We start from the raw sequence: 20472 nt of genomic DNA, 5'->3' as shown, positions 1-20472 counted from the left end.
GTTTTTTATTATATTTATATATAAACTCATAATTACTTGTCGTATAATATGAGAAAACATGGAGAAATGAAGGGATTAGGCATGATTCATAAAGAGATAGCTATCAGGAAACTGATAGAGAACGATTGGGAAAAGGTGCGCGCGATTTTTAAAGAGGGTATTCAAACCGGAAACGCAACCTTTCAAACGGAGGCTCCTACATGGGAGGAATGGGATGCTAGCCATACAGCCAATTGCAGATATGTAGCGGTGTTGGAGGATCAAGTCGTAGGCTGGGTTGCCCTAAGCCCAATTTCAAGTCGAGAGGCCTTTTCTGGAGTTGCTGAAGTAAGCATTTATATATCTGGTTCCGCGACCGGCATGGGGATTGGCGGAAAGCTTTTAAAGCATTTGATCGAAGAAAGTGAAGAACAAGGATTTTGGACAGTTCAATCCATGATCTTTCCAGAAAATGAAGGAAGTATTCACTTACATAAAAAATATGGGTTTAAAACAGTCGGTACGCGCAAACAAATGGGTAAGCTAAACGGTGTCTGGAGAGACGTCGTATTATTAGAAAGAAGAAGCTCTACATTAGGAAAGGATTAAAGTTTATATATGGGAGAGTTATGAGATATAATAGAAATCAAATAGATTAGTAATCTCATGGGTGGTTGGCACAATGATCCCTTATGTCACGGCAAAGCGAGACAGGAGGGAGGTGCTGCCTTTTTGACTGTATTTGAATCCCTTGTAATTATGATTAGCTTTGGTTCGCTAATTATTGCTTTAATTACTTTGGCACTTTCAATGACACAAAAAAAGTAACCCACCTGTGAGTTAGCGCTCGGATGGGTTACTTTGCCTTAAGAGCCAATCCCCATTGAAGGGAACTAGTCTATTTTGCCGCTCGGATGCTACCAACATCTAAGCGGTTTTTTTATTTTATACATTTCTTAACACGAGTATACCAATATTTTATGCTAGTATCAATCTAAAGGGAGTGATGAAATGAATATGAAACTGGCTGAAAGAAATGATCTCGTTTCCATTATAAATATTCTAGACAAAACGACGCTGAAACTATTAAGGAAAGGAATTGAGCAATGGTCTTATCCGTGGCCATCATCCATTGTGGAAGAGGAAATAAAGCAAGGCTTAGTCTTTAAGATGGAGCTAGATAATGAGATAGTGGGAACTTTTATGATAACGCCTATCCCTCGACTAAATAGCCTTCATATTAACCCAAACAGTCTCTATGTAGGAAGAATTGCTATTCTACCTGAATATCAAGGTAAAAACCTTGGTGCCTCCATTATTAACTTTTGCCGTTCTTTTTCTAAGGAACACAAAAAAGATATGTATTTAGACTGCTGGTCCGGAAATAACAAGCTTAAGTCATTTTATATGAGCTGTGACCTAGATTATTTAGGAGACTTTCCTGAGGATGATTATCATATAAGTATATTTCAATTTTAATAAATGTATTTAGTTAGGAGGTGGTTTGTTTAGGGAACTTGTTCCATAAAGCATCAAACAAATATGCTATACCTACACCTAATGTATATCTCCAAAGATCTTCGATTAAAAATCCACTTCCAAATATTAAAGCCCCAAGCGTAGTTCCTCGAATACTATTCATCCACTGACCTTGATATAACTGACTAAATTCAATTCCAAAACAAAAGATTAAACTGATGCATAAGGAAAGAAGAGGTGGTTTAGTAACGAAAATGAATCGTGCCCCAAAGTACACCATGGCTGCCCAAAGAGCGTCACCCGCATTTTCGGCTACGATTTCTATAAGCAAGTAATCATATTTTCTAGAAGCTAGTCCAGATACGATCATGAGCAAAGTAAGTGCCAAATACGTGATACGTAAATGAATAATTGGCTTCAAAATATACACTCCTAAAAAATGTGTAATAAATATGGTAATTCCTATATTTTCTGACAAAATAATAGTTTATTTAGATTTACATAGTATAATTAATATTGTATTTGTCTGAATAAAGAGTTAAATAAAAGATTACTTGAAGAGAAGGAGAGTGAAAAACTATGGAAAGAATATTATTTAACCTAGCAAGTGCTCCCAGAAGAATTATAGCATTTTTAGTGGATAGCTTACTCTTTTTATTACTGGCTATTATCATTTCATTCATTGTCAAAGGTGATTTTGATAGAAGTTTTATAGACAGCAAATATTGGGACGCAATCTTTGCATTATATTTAACGATTCTCCCAGTCGTTTGGAGCGGCTATACCGCTAGCAAGAAAATGCTCAACATTAAAATAGTTCGTGTAGATGGAGAACTGGTAACCTTCCAAAATATGCTATTAAGAGAACTAGTCGGCAGGTACTTATTGGGGGTTGTAAGTTTTGGTATAACTACCGTCGTAAGCTTTTTTATGATCATATTTCGCAAAGACAAGCGAGGTATACACGATTTAATAGGTGGGACAATAGTAGTTCCAAGTAATAAGAAAAAAATGCATTATTCATCTGAAGAGGAATTATTAACGGGAGAGAGAGAAACTATACGTCTTTAGATTATTAATTTCTTATTCTCTTAGTATACATGCAGAGAAATGGTGGGGAGCGGATGAGCGAGCGATTTGATTTGAGTTTTAAAAACAAGGAAGTTAGGATGTGGTTTTATATTATATTGCCGACAGCTGTCGCATGCAGTATAACCTTATTATTTATTAATCCTAAATACACTTACATTCCACAAGTGATAATTTTTATTGCCTGGATCATCTATTACTTATGGAGATTTTTTCATAGACGTCATAGAGATCAACGTGATCCTAATATAGACGTTCATTAATACATTAAACGTTAATTTGTGCTGTGAAATGGAAATGCTGTCTTTTCAATAATTTGGTCACGTACATAGCCAAGAAAGTGATCTATCAATAAAGTGTATTAATCTTTTTCTGAGATTGTGTGTGCAATATAATTAATAAATTGCGGGTTCATCAGAGTTCCTCACGGGTTAGATAATAAGAAATTATAATTATATAAAAAGGAATAACTACTTTAGAAGATAAATATAAATACAAGAAAACGGTTACATAATAAAAGGATTTTTGAATAATGTTTCGACTGAGAAATATAGGTTTTAAATTTAAAATTGAAAAATAATTATAGAGGGGGAAAAACATGTTTACCTTTTTAATTGCAATTGTGATCCTTGTGATTGCTTATTTTACGTACGGGAAGTTTATTGAAAAAATATTTGGTCCCAAAGAAGACAGAATGACACCCGCCTATGCTAATCAAGACGGGGTAGATTATGTACCTATGAGCAAGAATAAAAACGCTTTAATACAATTACTAAACATAGCCGGGACAGGACCAATCTTCGGACCGATCATGGGAGCTTTATATGGACCTGTTGCCTTTATCTGGATTGTCGTAGGAGCTATTTTTGCTGGAGCAGTACATGATTATTTAACAGGCATGATTTCCATTCGGAACCGTGGAGCACATATTCCTGAACTTGCGGGGAAATTCCTAGGAAAGTTTTCCAAACACTTAGTAAATGTTTTTGCACTTTTATTGCTATTACTAGTTGGTACTGTGTTTGTTACTACACCAGCTTCCTTATTTAGCGCACTCCTGGATAATAGAATAGCACTAGGTTATATTATTGCAGCTATCTTTATTTATTATTTCTTATCCACAGTATTACCAATTGACAAAATCATTGGTCGCTTTTACCCAATCTTCGGTGCAGTTTTATTAATCGGGACACTTGGAGTTGGCGGAGCATTAATGTTCTCTGATTATACAATTCCTGAATTGACTTTAACGAATATGCACCCAGCAGGGCTACCTATATTCCCAATCCTATTCTTAACGATTACTTGTGGAGCTTTATCTGGCTTTCACGCAACACAATCTCCGATTATTTCTAGGACTACTCAAAATGAGAGTCAGGGACGGTATATTTTTTACGGAATGATGATTACCGAAGCAGTTATCGCAATGATTTGGGCTGCTGCTGCAATGAGCATGTTCGATGGGCAAGGGTTACAAGGATTAATCAATGAGGGTACTGCTTCTTTAGTAGTTAAAGAGGTATCTATGACCTTACTAGGAGCAGTAGGTGGAACAATTGCTGTATTAGGTGTAATTGTACTACCGATCACATCAGGGGACACAGCATTCCGTGCAGCCCGTTCGATTATTGCTGATTATTTAAATATCAATCAAGCAAAATTAACTAAACGTCTTGCAATCGCGATACCATTGTTTGCAATTTCATTCCTATTAACGAAAATAGATTTTAATATTTTATGGAGATATTTCTCTTTTGCAAACCAAGGAACATCTGCACTAGCTTTATGGATTGCTACGATGTATCTAATGGTAAAAGGGAAGAATTACTATGTCAGCTTAATTCCTGCACTTTTTATTACCGACATGATAGCAGTCTATATACTAAATGACGCAAAGCTTGGGTTTGGATTAGCTTACGGAACAGCACATATTGGTGCTCTAATCTTTACGGTAATTATTACTGTACTCTTCTTTATGAAGGCGAAGAAAAATAAAAAAGAAGGCTTACAAGTTGATTTAGTGGAAACAAAGGGAGTACCAGTTCCTTAAACAAACGAGATGGGTAGTTCGCTGCCCGTCTTTTTTTATGGTTTAAATTATAAAATTCTTAACCTGTAATAAATTGATGTCTAGCTCCACCGCCTTGCCCCTCGGGGTCAAATAGGAAAATACTGCGGTGGCTGAGGAACTGCCTCCTCGCATTTTCCCATTTGCCTGTCTGGGCAGTGACAGGCGCTTGCGCTTTTCTTGTGGTCAAACCCTCCATTATAACCCCAGCGAAATAATAATTGTTAGAATTGGCTTTGGTGTTTAAAGGGAGGGCAAACAATGATGGATAAAAAAGAGATAACATATTTTGAAAAGATTGAAGCTGACCTTGAAGAAGCTTATCAACGTCTATCTGAAGATATAAATAATCAGGATCAAAACTATAAAGAATTACAAAAATATACGATTGAGTATAAAAATGAGCTCGATAAATTTGAAGTGTATGATTATCAACAGACGCTAAATATGATTGATAAACAAGGGCTTGCACAAGTATTAGAAAGAGAACAAATAAAAAAGCTGATTGAGTCACCTTATTTCGGTCGATTTGATTTTGTCTATAATGGTGAAGAACAGGACGATGCGGAAACCTTTTAAATTGGGCGATTTGGTTTTAGAGATGAAGAAGGTACTTCGCTTATCTATGACTGGCGTGCCCCTATTTGTAATATGTATTATGAATTTGAGCTAGGGAAAGCTTACTACGAAGCCATGAGAAGATGTTTTGAAGGAGAACTCATAGGCAAACGTCAAATCAAAATCGAAAACTCACAGATTAAATATGTCGTAGAAAGCTCATTGACGATTCAAGATGAGGTTCTACAACAAACACTCAATCAACATGCTAGCGAGAAGATGAAAACAATCGTCACTTCCATTCAAAAAGAGCAAAACAAGATTGTGCGTAATGAATCAGCCTATAACGTCATTATACAAGGGGTTGCTGGGTCAGGGAAAACTGCAGTTGCATTACACCGTATAGCTTATTACCTTTATAAATATAGAGATACCCTACGTGCAGATCGAATTTTCATACTGTCTCCAAATAAAGTATTTGGGGACTATATCTCGTCCGTATTGCCAGAGCTAGGTGAGCAGCCTATCCGTTCCTTTACTATTGATGATCTGACGGAAAGCTTATTGCCGCCGGCTGTCACGTTCACTTCCTATGAGCAGGAAACGCGAGCAATTATAATGGACCCTTCTGGAGAGCTAGCTACACGTGCGAAAAAAAAGTCTAATTATTCATTTGTGGAACAACTAAACACATTCTTAAGCGACTTAGATACAAAGTTATTAAAGAAAGAATCCATATCGATTTCAGATACAGAATTTACAGCTGATTATTTAAATGGACGTTTCTTTCAGTATCGAAAAGAACCGGTCGCTACTCGTTTAGAGCTGCTGGCTGATGATATTCTTCAGGTATTAAAAGCTAAACGAAACGGGGAAGGGACATATCCAAGTAAGAATGAGATTGTGAAGAGATTAAAAAAACGATTGTTATACACGACTCCATTAGTTATCTATCGTCATTTCTTAGAGGAACTAGGAGAAGATTTATTTAAGTACTCAAAAAAGACGTTTGAATTCAATGACGTATATCCGTATCTATACGTTCAGTTATATTTTAAAGGCATTAAAACCTTCGAGCTGGTACAACATTTTGTGCTCGATGAAATGCAAGATTATACGCCAATTCAATATGCAGTTCTATCGAAAGTGTTTAACTGTAAGCGGACTATAATAGGTGACTTCAGCCAAGCATTACTGCCATATGAAACTATTTCCAAGGAATCCTTTGAAAACATATTCTCTAGTGTAGAATATGTAGAATTGACGACAACTTATCGATCCTCCTATGAAATAGCCATGTACGCAAAGAAATTTATGCGAACCGGTGATATTCATCCAATTGCTCGTCACGGGGAAGAGCCAGAAGAAATGATTTATGAGACTTTTGATGAGATGATAGCGATGATTCATCAAATGATTCAAAATGATTATAAAACAACTGCTATCATTTGTAAGACAGAAAACGATTTAAATAGGCTTATAAGCAGCTTAACCGTTCCATTTCATGTTTTAGATGGACAAACAGAAAAATTTGAAGCTGGCCTTCTTGTCACAACCATCCAGTATGCAAAGGGCTTAGAATTTGATGCAGTTTTGGTTCCCTTTGTAGATGAGTTTAACTACCATACGTCATATGACCAAGGCTTACTTTATATAGCCACTACAAGAGCAATGCACCAATTAACAATGTTCATCGATGCAAACAACAAATCTCCATTATTGTAGCTTTTCTAAAATCGCAATGATTAACTTAACGTTATTCATTGCTTTTTTTAGGTTTACTTCCAGTTCATCGGTTACATGGTAAAATTCATCTTTAAATTTAGCAGAGCTCAAAAGGGATTGAATATCTGTTACATGGTTTACCGATTCAATTTCTTCAAAAAGGTGAAGGATACTTGCGATAGAGAAATGGGCGCTACGTAATGTACGAATGATCAATAGCTTTTGCATATCTGAAGCCGCATACTGACGACGATTTTGTGCACTTCGAGAAACTGCAAATAAACCGTTCCGCTCCCAGTTTCGAACCGTTTCCTCTGTTAATTGCAGTTGTTTGCAAGTCTCTTTATGTGTGAAAATGGGCAAATTTGTTGTTTCCTCATGAAGCAATTTATCCACCGACTGAATAGCCTTCGTCATATAGTCGTATTCCGAATGTAAGAAGCTTAGATAGGCTTTGGCAGACAGCAAACTTTTATGAAACAATTCCTTTCCGCTAAGTAAAACAATTTCGGTAGCCTTCTTACGTAAATTATTTTGGATAAACTCTTGTTTAAAGGCAAGCCGAGCAATATATAGTTGTCGTAAATGAATCTCACTATATTCCCGGTAGCCATTTTCTTTTCTAGGAACGGGAGAGATAAACTTCCACTCCTCGTAGAGACGAACGGTATTTGGATGAATTTGCGCTTTTTTAGCAATCTCACTTGTTCTCATATAAGATCGCCCTTTCTATCTTTAGGTAGTATAAGTACGTACATCCACATTAAACGTAACATAATAATTTTAATACAGTATAGGTAAGTTGCGTACATTTTCATAGATTTATGGATAAAGAACAGCACGATCTAAAAAGGCTTTTAACGGATGAGCATTAGTAACGTATAGGAGCAGATTCTCTAGATAGCAGAGACTGAGTGAGCAGCAAGTAACCTATTGTCTGAAATTGCCAAGCTATTGTATTCTTTATATAAAGGTTAGTATCTTTTAAAAGTGGAAGGTGAGTTACGATGGAAAAAATGATAGAACAAGCATTACATTTAAGAAAAGAGGGCCAATTATTAGAATCGAACCGTATTTTTCTTCAATTGGTCAAAGAATTTCCTCAAGATGCTTATATTAACTATCAATGTGCCTGGAGCTTTGACACACTAGGAGACGAGTCACAGGCCGTTCCGTTTTATGAGACAGCAATTAGCCTAGGTTTACCTGAAAAAGACCAGGAAGGGGCATTTATTGGCCTTGGAAGCACATATAGAACTCTGGGAGAGTATGATAAGTCCCAAAAAACCTTGGAGCAGGGGCTAAAACAATTTCCAACTAATAGAGCCATGCAAGTTTTTTTAGCGATGACTCTTTACAATTTAGAGAGCCATCAGCAAGCGATGGAACTTTTACTGAAAAATATAATGGAGACGTCGAATGATGAACATATTCAAAGCTATAAAAAGGCGATTGAATTTTATTCAAACAAGTTAGATCAGACTTGGAAATGAACAAATATTTCGATGAAGAAGTAATTGGAATTATTGAGGTACTTTATAAGTATGCTTTATCTAGCTATTAGATAAAAATGAAAAATCTGTTGGAAAATAGCAGGCGTTTTTTATCCAAAATGATGAATTTTACGGGATGGAAACAAGTGTTCTGTTTATGTTTATTGGAAGTTTTGGATGAAGAATGGCGCTAGAATAAGCCCGTATAGGCTTATTTCGTAAATCTATAACGCTTATAATAGGGAATAATTCTTCTACTAAATCCCTTTAGAACAATAGGTGTCTACTGTCTACGAAGAGGGAGCATAGGCGAAATGAGTTTATTATAGTGTTCTAATAGAAAAAGTTTGCTTACTAATTACCAGTATAACTATCCGACTAGCTGACATGAATATTTGACAAAGGACACATTAACTCGTCGTATACACATATAACATTTTCCATTTAAGAGGAAGATGTTGAAAACTTCAGAAGGCAAAATTTTTTCTGTGATACAGATATAAAGAGAAAGAATATTTGTAGATCTGGATGATCAAAAATTCTAACGGAATATTGTAAGATAAATTGAACTATTAAAAGAAGGAATATATAAGAAGGAATTAAAATCGAAAGTAAGGCTAAGAATTGCAAACAAACATTAAGAAGAAAAAATATAAATTTTAATGCTACCAATAAATCTAATGTAATTTTATAAACAAACCAAAAAAAGCACGTTTTTCTCAAATATCTCACTGTTTCAAGTATACTTATGTAATGAAACGTAACTCCGTATAATTTATATTATGTAAACTAAAATATTTTTAGTAATAGCAATAACCAATCACTTACCTTCCCGTATATGTACATGAACAAGAATCTACCGTCACTTCGTACAATAATATCCAGACACTCCTTTTTCAAATATTAATTCAGTTTTTTATGTTAGAAATATTATTTTATCCCTTTTTAGTGGTGTTAATTTAAATGATTAAATATAGTTTTGCTGTTTAATTTGCGATCACTTCACTTAAAAAGTCATTCTAATCGCAGATCTTTCTTCTCCTCTACAAATAACTAATTGAGTAGTCATTAAAGCAATACTTACAGTACACAATTGAATTCACTTGCTAAATAGCTTATTAGAGCTACTGGAACTTCATCTGTTACCTTTGTTACTAATATAGTAAGATTATCTCTATAATTTGCAAACGTATCCTTTAGTCTTTCAATTTTTAATCATTTCAACAGATTTTCATTCATAAAGAATTGTAAAAAGTTCCCATGATAATTCACCAAAGAAGGAAGTCAAATTCTTCTTTGTATATTTTTAATCTAAAAGCCAGTTTTCAATATAATAAAATACTTTTTCCTAATAATGATAATATACAATTTCAGGTGTTGACACAAAAGGAGGATGGAATATTTGGAAAAACTACTGACAGTAGCACTCGTTTTTCGATTATTTTAGCCGGTTGCTCGGACGAGAAAGACAATATGGGCGCAGGTACAGACTACAAGAAGGAAATCGAGGCACTACAAAAAGAGAACCAAGAGTTAAAGGACATCATGAGTGATTACAGCTCGTTCCTACAGGAAACCGACAGAACTTCGAGACGTTTCATGGATCTACTTGCAGCTGAGGATTTCGAGACGCTAAAAGCCGAGTTCCCCGTCGAGTTCGAAGTGATAAACAAAGCGATACACCTTAAAGAACCGGAGAACAACGCACCGTTCGAAGTCGAACTGGCCAAACAATCAAAACACATCGGTTTCTTTAACAAAGACGATGAAATGACCGAGATAGGCTATTACATGTACAACCCTCAATACGACAGCAACAGTCTAGTCGTGTTCCATTACGGCAAGGACAATCAACTGGAGTACGTATACTTGGGTGCCAGATAGAATAAGAGAAGGAGTTCGGAAATCCGACACCCCTTCTTTTTTGGATTTATTATTCCGGCAATGTTTCGATATAGTTCTTGATTCGCTCAGCAACAGCCCTTCCTGCTGCCTGACTCTTAGCGAGGGTATCTAGCTTACTCACATCGGAATTGTTACTTAAAAAGCCGATTTCGCACAGAACACCTCATGCCTTCTGTTCAAACTATTTTTTTCGATTACGTATTCTCAGTTCAATTAATATACTAAAATATATAAAACGTTACTCTTTGAACGTGTTGGGTTGAAATGAGTGATGAAATTAAGCATTTCAACGACTTGATTACTTCCTTTATCAAAAAATTGTAGATCTTTTGGGTAAAAATCAGACTTGTTTATAATTAGGCTTTTACACCATAGAAACAAAAAACCAGACTCCAGATAATATGTAAGCCCAGTTTTGTTGTTAAGCGTTTATTATAGACTTTTTAAAGGATGGTTTCACTTCCGCGATAATAATAGCGGTAAATATCAAGCAGCTTCCAAAAATCATTCTCCCTGTTAAAATTTCACCTAATAATAATACCGAGAAAAATGTTCCAAATAAGGACTCTGTCGACAGAATTAACGCAGATTTTGTTGGATCTGCATACTGCATTCCAATATTTTGACATACATAAGCAATTAAAGTACAAAAAACAGCTAGATATATTATTGTTAAAACGCCCTCCACACTTGCTGAAGTAGGAATTTCTCCAAGTATAAGAACACCAATCCAACTAAAAATCGAAGCTACGAAGAATTGGACAATTGTTAATGCTAGTGCATCTTCTTTTTTTACGAAGATATTCGTATAAAAAATATCAAATGCAAACGCGAATGCACACAGAATTGATAACATATCTCCGACATTAATTGTAAATGAATCTTGTAGAGATAAAAATCCAATACCTACAATCGCGATGATAGCTGCCAAAATCTCAAAGTGGTCAAATCGACGTTTATAAATGATGTAAGCAATAATAGGTACAATGATCACATTAATAGCTGTTAAAAAGGCATTTTTTGAGGGAGTTGTATACTCAAGCCCTAGTGTTTGTAATGAAAACGCAATAAATAGAATAGCACCTAATATAGAGCCTTTCCAGAAAACACTTTTAGAAATTAGTTTTAGTTTTTTAGAGAAAATAATGGCTAATAGAACTGTTGCTAATGTAAAACGAAGCGCCATTAATTGCATTACACTCCAATGTTCTAAGCCTACTGACATTCCAACAAATCCGCTCCCCCACATAACAGCGGTAATAATCATTAATAATTCACCTTTATACTTCTTCATGCTGAACCTTCTCTCTAATACATAGCAAGAACATTAAGATATAATCTTTTTTCAATTTAATCAATATAAGAATCATATTATTACTTTTTCACAATATCAACTAGACAATAAAAATTTTTTTAATTTTTGTTATAAACTATCTCAAAGTAATTACAATAAGCGTAGATTCTCAAAATCTTAGAAAATAAAATAGGACTGCCTATAATAGACAGTCCTTACTGTATTAGTTTTCTATTCTAACTAGCTGAGTTTTTTCTACATCATATTTCAATCCATCAGCACTCGGATCTTTATCATATTTAAGTACAGCCATCGTTTTTTCCGTACCTTCTATTGCATCATAATCTGCATTAGTGACGATTAGGAACATATCTGTGTATGCTCTACCTTCACCAATGATTAAATTACCTTCATATTTTACGTTTTCCATAGCATCCAGTTTTTCCACCTTTTGCTTTGCGAAAAGTAATCCCTCACCTTCTGAAACTTTCGAAAGAGACTTAGCTACTTTTGTTTTTCCTTTTTCTTGGTTAGTTATTTCTCGGATTAATTGTTTGCTTACAAGTTCTTTTGCTGTTTCTTCCGTTAGAACCATTACCTTTTGTTGACCTTGCTCTATCATTTTAATAGTGAACTGTTCTTCTTCGATTATTTCTTTTTTATCACGCTCTACAGAATCTATAATATCTTGTTGTTCGCCATACAGAATGACCCCATTAGCTTTTGCCAAAAGATTGCACCCTGTTAATACGGTTGTTGCTATAACGGTAGTAAGAAATATAATTAGTAATTTTTTCATTTTTTTTAGCCCCTTTGTTTTTTAATCTTCCTTGCTATAACCCTATTATAGGGGAGATTTTTACAAAGAGCCTTCGCTTTAGATGACGTTCACATTACATTATTGCAACCTTGGATTTCCAATTAAACAAAAAAGAACCATTCTACTTCAAGTCGTAGAATGGTTTAAAATGAATACTTTTTATTGTCCCAGTAACGCTAGCTTGCTTTTAGATGGCGTTTCGTATTTTATATTGGAGGACTTCTGGATGTAGCTCCCCCCGCCTACGCCATATAATCCGCCATTGTTGCTCTTGTAATTATATACGCGGTATTCTTCGCCTTTTTTAAGCGTACGGACAGTCGTCAATGAACCGTTGCTATCCATTTTTACTAGGTTTGTATTCGATAGGATAGTAACTTTACCTATTTGTCCTAGTTTAAGTTCAGTTTTCCCCCACATTACCTTTTTAACAGGTTGAGTATTCGTTTTTTTGTTAATGTAAGCAGAGGATATAAAACCAACATGTTTTTTGTCTTCTGTTCTAACTGGATACCATACAAATTGATTTATGCTCGTTAGTGACTGGTCATATAAAAATGTTCCTTCAATAATTAAGGTCGTATTCTTACCTAAAGTAGTTGAAGCAGATGAAGTGCTGGGTTGCGATCTTAGCCTTACATTGTCTTGAGCTACACTAACCTTGTCTCCTTTTTGGAAATGATACGAGGAAGCATGCATAGGACTCGTAAATGTGTACTCTTTCTTCTTAAAAACTATGTTTTCGGTGCTGCTAGTATCATATTCAAAGTCCTCTGAACGGAAGTCTAGCTTTCCTAATTTAGAATTGTTCAAGTAACTGTCCTTTTCGATAAAAGAAAAGACCTTCTCCTGATATGCCTCGGTATTATTTAAACCATTGGATTTATAAACAGGGCTATTAGCTGGTTTTATACCGTTATAAGCCATGACTGGAAAATACCAGCTCTCGATAATTTCTGGTCCTGCTCCTTTTATTTTCGGTAGATCATTACGTTGATACATACTCTTAAGGATTTCCACACCAGCCTGAATATTGTAGGTGACATGGTATTTTAATCGTTCTTGGTCATAAGCTGCCTGATTAGTTATCTGCATAATACCTATCCCTTGGTCCGTTGAAACGATTGGTTGTCCATTTTCATTAAATTGTTTCCATCCACCATTTTCTTTGGACGCCACAGCTTTCACAACCTCCGGAGGAATATTAGCATCTAAAGCTGCATTTGTAAGTAGGCAATTCATATGTTGATATGATGGATTTTGATTTTGCTTAATATCTCCATATGAAGAACATTTAGCTTCCCATGTCGGCTCGGCTGAAGCTGTATCATATATTCCAACTAGTAGTACCAAACAAGTTATATGGCCCGCAATGATTCTAGATATTTTCATTAATAAATACTCCATTCATTGAATATTTTATATTTATTAGTATATTTTACCATAAAATATTAAAGATGAGCTTTATTAATTACAAAAGGTGGATTTAGAAAAAAAGATAATCAGATACAGATATTAATATAAAGTTAGAGTTTTTTCCCAAGTTAACTCATTTCCCTGGTCATCCTTGAAAATAAATTTAACCTGACCTTCCTCGCCTTTCATAGCATCAGAATAGAAGAACCCGGAATACTCGCCGTTTCCACTAATATAGAACCCTTTTTCTCCGCTAGCTCCATGTTCAATGGCTTCTTGAACAGTATTAATAACTTGACTTTTATTTGAAATCCACTGCATTTCTGTTAAGGAGAATCCCTCTGGTACTTCTTTTATGACAAAGTCAAAGCTATTCCCTTCAATTGGTTTAGCTGTTTGGTCAATAACAATTAAAATCTCCTCGTCCGTCACTTGTTTCAGTTTATTGTCTTCAGTTTTAGTTTCTTTTTCGTTATCCGATGTTCCTTTTGCTGCTGTTGATTCATTTTGACTATCTTCCGACTTGTCAGATGTAGTAGAATTTATTTGTGTTCCACAGCCGCTGGTAAAGAAAAGTACCGTTATAGCTATAATGTAAATAGATTTATTCATCTTGTTCTCCCCTATCCTCATTTAATGTAAAAGAAAATGCTACTCCTTGATTTGTATTCATCCCTCGATATTCACTTTGATGAAGCTCGAGTATATGTTTCACTATGGCTAGCCCCAAACCGGTACCACCGGATTTGCGGTTTCGTGAGTTTTCAATACGGTAGAATTGTTCCCAAATATTGCTTAGCTCTTCCTCCGCGATGAATGAGCCAACATTTTCTATTATTACTGTCACTTTACTCACCTCTGTTCGAGTAATACTAACGGTTATTATAGTATTCTCGGAAGCATGCCGAATTGCATTGCTCAAAAGATTCAAGATAACCTGTTCAATTCTTCTGTAATCTGCTTTAACTAATATTTGATCAGCTTCAAAGTCATAGCTGAGTAATAATCGCTTGCTCTCCAACTGCTGAGAAAAAGATTCAGCTACATTCTCTATTAAATCGGTTAAAGAGAAGTTTTCCATCTGTAAGCGGATAGCCTTTGCCTCATATTTCGAAAGCTCTAGCATATCTAAAATTAAGGCATTCATCCGATCTGTTTCACTAACGATCAGAGATAGATACCGTTCGCTTTTTTCTTTAGCTATATTATCCTGCAAGCCTTCAGCGAAGCCTTTTATAATTCCAAGAGGGGTTTTCAGCTCATGAGAGAGGTTTGCAATTAACTGTTTGCGAAGTTTCTCAGCCTGCTGTTTCTCTTTTATTTCCCCTTGTAGTTTCCCATTTGCAAGTGTTAAATCATTTAAAGCTGCTTGTAAATTATTCGATAAGGAATTCATGTCTCGCGCAAGCCCACCAAATTCATCCTTGGAACGGATTTCTATTTGCTCAGAAAAGTCGAGTTTAGCTAAGCGCGTTGCAGAACGGCTTAACATTCTTATCGGTCTTGAAACAATCCTAGAGTAAATCATAGACAGGATAATAACCAGAGCAATAACAATAGGAGCTATTAAGATAAAGTATTGTTGAAGTACCTCGACGGCCTCTCCAACAGGCTGTAAAGAAGCCATAACCATTAAATACCTGTCCTGATCCTCTAGTGCGGATGTTAAGACAATGTAATTTACTCCACTCCATTTGTCCTGCCATTGTCTTTGTACGACAGATCCATCTTTCAAAAGTGATAATTCTCGAGAATTAGGTATCCAATCATTTAAGACTTCATCGATGAGAGTGTCTTGATAGAGAGGGTTGTATGACCTTTGTTCTGGTAGTAGAAAATCAGTTACCTTTCCATGCACTCTTGACAGTCCCATTTGGACGTCCCTAAATTGAGGAGGGTTAATCTCAACTGGCTGTAAAATTTTATTTTTTTCATCTATGAAAATTCCATCTATAACTAATGTATTGCCAATCTCGAGTTCTTGTGGAAGTGATCCCACCTCCATCCCCTCATTGGGAATTCGAATAGAGATCAAGGTTTGGTCAACGTTTAGCTCGATATAATATGGTTCTATTGGGATGTGGTTAAAGTATTCATTTAGTATAGAAATTGTTGCATCTTTTTGATTCATTAAGGAAGCAATTTGCTCGTTTATTTGTTGTTCATTTAGTTCCTCTTTATTGATTTGATCTTTTAAATAAATCATATTCTCTTCTAATGTTTGTACCTTTGACGAATGGTAGAACTTTTCGAAAAAGAACACTTCAGCTAGCATGATAAAAGAAAAAACAATTAAAATAAGAGTAGTTGTTACAATAAACAGTTTAAAAACCACACTATTTCTTCTCATGATTCCACTTCAAATTTATAGCCAGATCGTATAACGGTATAAATATATTTCCCTTCTACTCCAAGCTTCGCTCTTAACTTTTTTATATGTGTATCTACGGTGCGTAAATCTCCCATATAGTCATACCCCCATACAGCGTTTAAAATATATTCTCGGTGTAATACCTTGCCATAATGCTTGATAAGAAAGATGAACAAATCATACTCTTTTGGTGAGAGAAGTATCTTTTCGTGAGCAACCGAAACGGTATGTGCCGATCGATTAATACGTATATTCCCGTAAATCTCCGTCTCTCCATCCTGTACGACAATACCTTCCCTTCTTTTTATCAATGCATTGGCACGGGCTACCAATACCCTTGGACTTAGAGGCTTAGTAACATACTCATCTGCACCTAGCTCAAATCCCAAGATTTGATCATCGTCTTCTGATTTTGCGGTAATAATTATGATAGGTACCTCCGATTTTTCACGAATGTACTTGCATACAGACCATCCATCCATTTTAGGCAACATGATATCTAAAATAACTAAGTCAAAGTTTGTTTGATTGAAACATTCAATCCCTGCTTTTCCGTCATCTGCTTCATAAATTTCCCAATTATCCCTTTTGAAATAGTCTGTTATAAATTCCCTCATCAACATGTCATCCTCAATCAACAATACCTTTAGTTTCATAGTTTAAGACACCCATTTCTCCCTCAATCTTAGTCATCACCCCTAAGGCTCACTATAAAGGCCTTATGTGTACTTTGTGTGTATTTTATATTATTTTTGAAAAGAATTATATAATAGTAGTTAAAATCTTCCTATTTTCCTATATTTGTAGTTCCTTAGCACAAGGTCTGTTTTCCATAATAATAACTGTCTAACTCCCTCAAAGATGCTGACATATACTAATAAAGGGTCGAATCAACTGTTATTGGAATGATTGAAAATGTGGACTGAATCACAAATAAGTGCTTGGATTGAAGCAATAGGAACTGTTTTATCTGCTATAGGAAGCACTCCTTCATCCGTTTTATCAGATGAGATACTAAACGATTTAAATGTCATTGGTTTGGCATTACAGGCTATTGGAAGTAGTCTAATCCCTCAAAATCAGGATTATTTATTCGTTGTAGGCAGCCAGCTGGAGGCGATTGGAAACTTGGTATCCTTACAAGCAGAGTTTATAGAAAATGAAAATGTTAGCTCGGTATTAAGTTCACAAGGTGATTTGATCGAGGCAGTTGGTGGAGCATTAACGATTGATTTCACAGGAAACCAATCTATACAAAATGCTTTAAATAATATAGGTGATGTTATTCAGGTCATAGGGGCTTCTTATCAAGCCTTAGCGGTTAGATATCCCCCTAATAGCCAAAAAAATCAAGAGATCAATACCGTGGGTAGCTGGATACAAGCGGTTGGTGCCGTTCTATCTGCTATTTTTGTGGAGGGGTAAGGAAACTAGTAATTGTATCCTTTATACAAAGCATTTTCGATGATCTTCCTTCCCTTTTACTTAAACCTTTTCTCCAGTCGTATATTCCCTTTTATGTTTGGTCATTATTGCTATGGGTAATTAATCATTATAATGGAAAATTACAATTAGCAATCAAGAAGGGAATGATTCTAGTGGAAAACCGAAAAAATGAAAAAATTCCAGCACAAGAACAGAAACGTCAACCAGGAATTGAAGCAGAAATGGAGCCAAGACCTGACTTCTCTCAAAACCTTGCTGGTAAATCTCAAAGACTAGCCGGAAAAATTGCTTTAATCACTGGTGGAGATAGTGGTATTGGACGAGCAGTAGCAGTAGCTTATGCTAAAGAAGGTGCAGATGTAGCAATCTCCTACTTAGATGAGCATGAGGATGCGGAAGAAACCAAAAAAATTGTAGAGAACGAAGGAAAAAAATGTTTACTACTACCTGGAGATATTGGTGAGGAGTCTGTTTGTCAGGAAATTATAAGTAAAGTAATCGGCGAATTTGGAAAGCTCGATATACTAGTTAATAACGCTGGTGAACAGCATACTCAAACATCTCTGAAAGATATAACAGCTGAACAAATGGAGAAAACTTTCCGTACAAACGTGTTTAGTATGTTCCATTTGACTAAAGCTGCGCTTGATCATTTAAAAGAAGGAAGTACGATTATTAACACTACTTCTATCACTGCATTCCAAGGTGCACCTAATTTGATTGATTATTCCGCTACAAAGGGTGCTATTTTAACGTTTACTCGTTCACTAGCAGGTTCCCTTGTAGAACAAGGAATTAGAGTAAATGCTGTAGCTCCAGGACCAATATGGACGCCGCTTATTCCTGCCTCCTTTGCTGCTGATGAGGTGGATGGTTTCGGTAGTCAGACACCTATGAAACGACCAGGTCATCCAAGCGAGTTGGCTTCGGGCTATGTATACTTAGCATCTGAAGATTCGTCTTATGTAACTGGACAAGTACTTCATATTAACGGCGGTACTCCTTTGTAATACGTTGTATATCATCCTAAAACAGGTTCCTCTTTCTTAAGATGAGGAACCTGTTTTTAGATTTTACATAAATAAGCAATGGGATGTGCTGAATATGGAGATTTTAAATCAGTATGCTTCCCCCTTCACCTCCTCTCCTCTAGTATTATTAAACAAAAGACTAGATAAGACTGCAGACTTAGACAATTTTAGCCACGAGCCTGATAACCAGTTAACACTATTACGGTATGATGAGTTAATAGATGGAATATTTCTGTAAAATAAGAAAAATACAGGAGGAAAAGTATTGAAAAAATCTATTGATACGAAGAAACTAGGCTTTGTTCTTGTATTAATATTTATCCTATTAGCTAAGTTACCCTTTCCCTTTTTAGGTGAAGTATACGCTAATCACACCTTTAAAACTGAAGACATTGATAAGTTTGTCACTAGCTATTTAAAGCAGCACGGACTACCTGGTGCTTCCATAGTAGTTGTAAAAAACGGTCAATTAATATATGAAAAAGGATATGGTCACGATTCTGAAGGGAATCCTATAACGGAAAAATCGTTAATGAGAATTGGTTCCGCATCTAAATCATTTTCTGCATTTGCTGTTTTACAGCTTGTTGAGGAAGGTAAAGTACAACTCGATGATCGAGTAATTAAGTATTTGCCAGAGGTCACACTTGATGATTCACGCTGGAAGGAAGTTACGATTCGTCAACTTTTGAGTCATACATCAGGTATACCAAATCCGATCATTGTCCCACCAGCGAATAATTTAAAAGCGGGAGTAGAACGTTTAAGTGATTGGAGGCTTCAAGCAAACCCAGGAGAGAAATATTACTATAGTAACGCAAATTACTGGATCATAGCACTTTTAGTAGAAAAAATTAGTGAACAGGAATTCTCTGAATATCTTAATCAAAAGTTATTCTCTCCGCTTGGAATGGACGATTCACTTGCTAATGTTAATTCGGGAGACTTAGTAGTTGGTCTACCTAGAGGATATGTAACCGTATATGGAAAGGCAATGCCTTGGTCAGAGCTAGAAGCGATGAATATGGGGGCTGGAAGTATTATATCTACAGCATCTGATATGGGTAAATGGCTTTCTATGCAAACAAACGAGGGTAAATCTGAAGAAGGAGAACAATTACTATCAAAAGAATTATTAGAAGAAACTTATTCTCCACAACTTGGAAGTGAAAAATATAGTCTTGGTTGGGAATTAAGCTCACCTAATGTAAAGCCAGCACGCATTTCACATAGCGGGGTGGAAACAACCTATCAAGCGCAACAAGATATAATACCGAATAGTGGTTATGCAGTTGCAGTTCTATTAAATAGCTTTACTCCTACAATTGAACACGCTTATGAGATAAGTACAGGTATTATCCAATTGACTGAGGGGCAAAAACCTGAACTAAAAGCTCCAGTATCTAAAATCATTGATTTATCACTTGGAGTTATTACAATGATCTATTTGTTATTAGGAATTAGAGGTATTCTGCGGAGTAAAAGATGGTCTAAGGAACGGAAAAAACAAACCGCTTGGAGATTTGTCCTTGGATTAATGCCTCAAATAGTTCCATCATTATTAATCGGATGGTTGTTTTTTATTGTTCCCACGTTACAAAATAATAGTTCGACCACAATGAATGTATTTGGTCTTTTTCCAGCTGCGCTGTTCTTACTAGCTATAGTTTTCATGATTGGTGTGGTTCTTACCGTTTTAAGAATCTATTATCGAATATCATTCAAGGATAAGAATTATACGAAAAAACGCTCAGAATTACTCTGAGCGTTTTGTATGCCATTTATTATGGTGAATTTT

21 protein-coding genes are annotated in these 20472 nt (G+C 35.6%); 13 read left to right on the top strand and 8 right to left on the bottom strand.

The window, feature by feature from the left end:
• The first annotated feature begins 81 nt into the window (after positions 1–81).
• From MKY09_RS09680 to MKY09_RS09670, 3 genes are all read left to right on the top strand, one after another.
• Entirely contained in the window at positions 82–588 is a 507-nt protein-coding gene (locus tag MKY09_RS09680) for an N-acetyltransferase family protein (protein WP_342566584.1), read from the top strand.
• A gap of 123 nt (positions 589–711) precedes the next feature.
• On the top strand, positions 712–807 hold the full coding sequence (locus tag MKY09_RS09675; protein ID WP_222123056.1) for a putative holin-like toxin: 96 nt from the start codon (positions 712–714) through the stop codon (positions 805–807).
• A gap of 183 nt (positions 808–990) precedes the next feature.
• Positions 991–1458: a GNAT family N-acetyltransferase gene (locus MKY09_RS09670; RefSeq protein ID WP_298467424.1), complete on the top strand. Its 468-nt coding sequence runs from the start codon at positions 991–993 to the stop codon at positions 1456–1458.
• A gap of 13 nt (positions 1459–1471) precedes the next feature.
• Here the strand turns inward: MKY09_RS09670 and MKY09_RS09665 are convergent, their stop codons facing one another.
• Positions 1472–1879 (bottom strand): DUF2809 domain-containing protein, encoded by a 408-nt coding sequence (locus tag MKY09_RS09665; protein ID WP_298467426.1) that lies wholly within the window; start codon positions 1877–1879, stop codon positions 1472–1474.
• A 158-nt stretch (positions 1880–2037) separates the two neighbouring features.
• Between MKY09_RS09665 and MKY09_RS09660 the strand changes: the two genes are divergently transcribed.
• The 4 genes from MKY09_RS09660 (at position 2038) to MKY09_RS09645 (ending at position 6898) form a co-directional block, all read left to right on the top strand.
• Entirely contained in the window at positions 2038–2529 is a 492-nt protein-coding gene (locus MKY09_RS09660) for an RDD family protein (protein ID WP_342566583.1), read from the top strand.
• 616 nt (positions 2530–3145) lie between these two features.
• Positions 3146–4597: a carbon starvation CstA family protein gene (locus MKY09_RS09655; RefSeq protein WP_342566582.1), complete on the top strand. Its 1452-nt coding sequence runs from the start codon at positions 3146–3148 to the stop codon at positions 4595–4597.
• 279 nt (positions 4598–4876) lie between these two features.
• On the top strand, positions 4877–5194 hold the full coding sequence (locus MKY09_RS09650; protein ID WP_342566581.1) for a hypothetical protein: 318 nt from the start codon (positions 4877–4879) through the stop codon (positions 5192–5194).
• 72 nt (positions 5195–5266) lie between these two features.
• The gene (locus tag MKY09_RS09645) at positions 5267–6898 is read left to right on the top strand and encodes a UvrD-helicase domain-containing protein (protein WP_342566580.1); all 1632 of its coding nucleotides are present in this window, start codon (positions 5267–5269) and stop codon (positions 6896–6898) included.
• Here the strand turns inward: MKY09_RS09645 and MKY09_RS09640 are convergent.
• Positions 6890–7612, bottom strand: coding sequence for a MerR family transcriptional regulator (locus tag MKY09_RS09640; protein ID WP_298467438.1), 723 nt, complete (start codon positions 7610–7612; stop codon positions 6890–6892). The two genes, MKY09_RS09645 and MKY09_RS09640, sit on opposite strands and share 9 nt — an antisense overlap.
• 293 nt (positions 7613–7905) lie before the next feature.
• Between MKY09_RS09640 and MKY09_RS09635 the strand changes: the two genes are divergently transcribed.
• Both MKY09_RS09635 and MKY09_RS09630 read left to right on the top strand, forming a co-directional pair.
• The gene (locus MKY09_RS09635; RefSeq protein ID WP_251553128.1) at positions 7906–8391 is read left to right on the top strand and encodes a tetratricopeptide repeat protein; all 486 of its coding nucleotides are present in this window, start codon (positions 7906–7908) and stop codon (positions 8389–8391) included.
• 1473 nt (positions 8392–9864) lie between these two features.
• Positions 9865–10275, top strand: a complete 411-nt coding sequence (locus MKY09_RS09630; protein WP_342566579.1) for a hypothetical protein — start codon at positions 9865–9867, stop codon at positions 10273–10275.
• 442 nt (positions 10276–10717) lie between these two features.
• Here the strand turns inward: MKY09_RS09630 and MKY09_RS09625 are convergent, their stop codons facing one another.
• The 6 genes from MKY09_RS09625 to MKY09_RS09600 all read right to left on the bottom strand — a co-directional run bounded on the left by MKY09_RS09625 (position 10718) and on the right by MKY09_RS09600 (position 16853).
• Entirely contained in the window at positions 10718–11590 is an 873-nt protein-coding gene (locus MKY09_RS09625) for a DMT family transporter (protein ID WP_342566578.1), read from the bottom strand.
• Positions 11591–11813: 223 nt separating this feature from the next.
• Entirely contained in the window at positions 11814–12389 is a 576-nt protein-coding gene (locus MKY09_RS09620; RefSeq protein ID WP_251553122.1) for a lipoprotein BA_5634 family protein, read from the bottom strand.
• A gap of 180 nt (positions 12390–12569) precedes the next feature.
• Positions 12570–13802, bottom strand: a complete 1233-nt coding sequence (locus MKY09_RS09615) for a transglycosylase SLT domain-containing protein (protein ID WP_298467447.1) — start codon at positions 13800–13802, stop codon at positions 12570–12572.
• 123 nt (positions 13803–13925) lie between these two features.
• Positions 13926–14438 (bottom strand): hypothetical protein, encoded by a 513-nt coding sequence (locus MKY09_RS09610; protein WP_342568185.1) that lies wholly within the window; start codon positions 14436–14438, stop codon positions 13926–13928.
• Complete coding sequence (locus MKY09_RS09605; RefSeq protein WP_298467449.1) at positions 14431–16161, bottom strand: sensor histidine kinase; 1731 nt, start codon at positions 16159–16161, stop codon at positions 14431–14433. Before MKY09_RS09605 ends, MKY09_RS09610 begins: the two co-directional genes overlap by 8 nt.
• Positions 16162–16172: 11 nt before the next feature.
• The gene (locus tag MKY09_RS09600) at positions 16173–16853 is read right to left on the bottom strand and encodes a response regulator transcription factor (protein WP_298467451.1); all 681 of its coding nucleotides are present in this window, start codon (positions 16851–16853) and stop codon (positions 16173–16175) included.
• A 259-nt stretch (positions 16854–17112) separates the two neighbouring features.
• On the opposite strand from MKY09_RS09600, the gene MKY09_RS09595 reads away from it, so the two are divergent.
• The 4 genes from MKY09_RS09595 (at position 17113) to MKY09_RS09580 (ending at position 20439) form a co-directional block, all read left to right on the top strand.
• Positions 17113–17622, top strand: coding sequence for a hypothetical protein (locus tag MKY09_RS09595; RefSeq protein WP_342568184.1), 510 nt, complete (start codon positions 17113–17115; stop codon positions 17620–17622).
• Between the two features lie 164 nt (positions 17623–17786).
• The gene (locus tag MKY09_RS09590; RefSeq protein ID WP_251553207.1) at positions 17787–18653 is read left to right on the top strand and encodes an SDR family oxidoreductase; all 867 of its coding nucleotides are present in this window, start codon (positions 17787–17789) and stop codon (positions 18651–18653) included.
• 94 nt (positions 18654–18747) lie between these two features.
• Entirely contained in the window at positions 18748–18912 is a 165-nt protein-coding gene (locus MKY09_RS09585) for a hypothetical protein (protein ID WP_251553117.1), read from the top strand.
• A 27-nt stretch (positions 18913–18939) separates the two neighbouring features.
• Complete coding sequence (locus tag MKY09_RS09580; protein WP_342568183.1) at positions 18940–20439, top strand: serine hydrolase domain-containing protein; 1500 nt, start codon at positions 18940–18942, stop codon at positions 20437–20439.
• Positions 20440–20472 lie beyond the last annotated feature (33 nt).

This window comes from Psychrobacillus sp. FSL K6-4046 (assembly GCF_038624605.1).
In the GTDB taxonomy this organism is placed as follows: domain Bacteria; phylum Bacillota; class Bacilli; order Bacillales_A; family Planococcaceae; genus Psychrobacillus.
The sequence above is the reverse complement of the archived record's forward strand: the minus strand, read 5'-3'. Positions and strand labels throughout refer to the sequence as shown.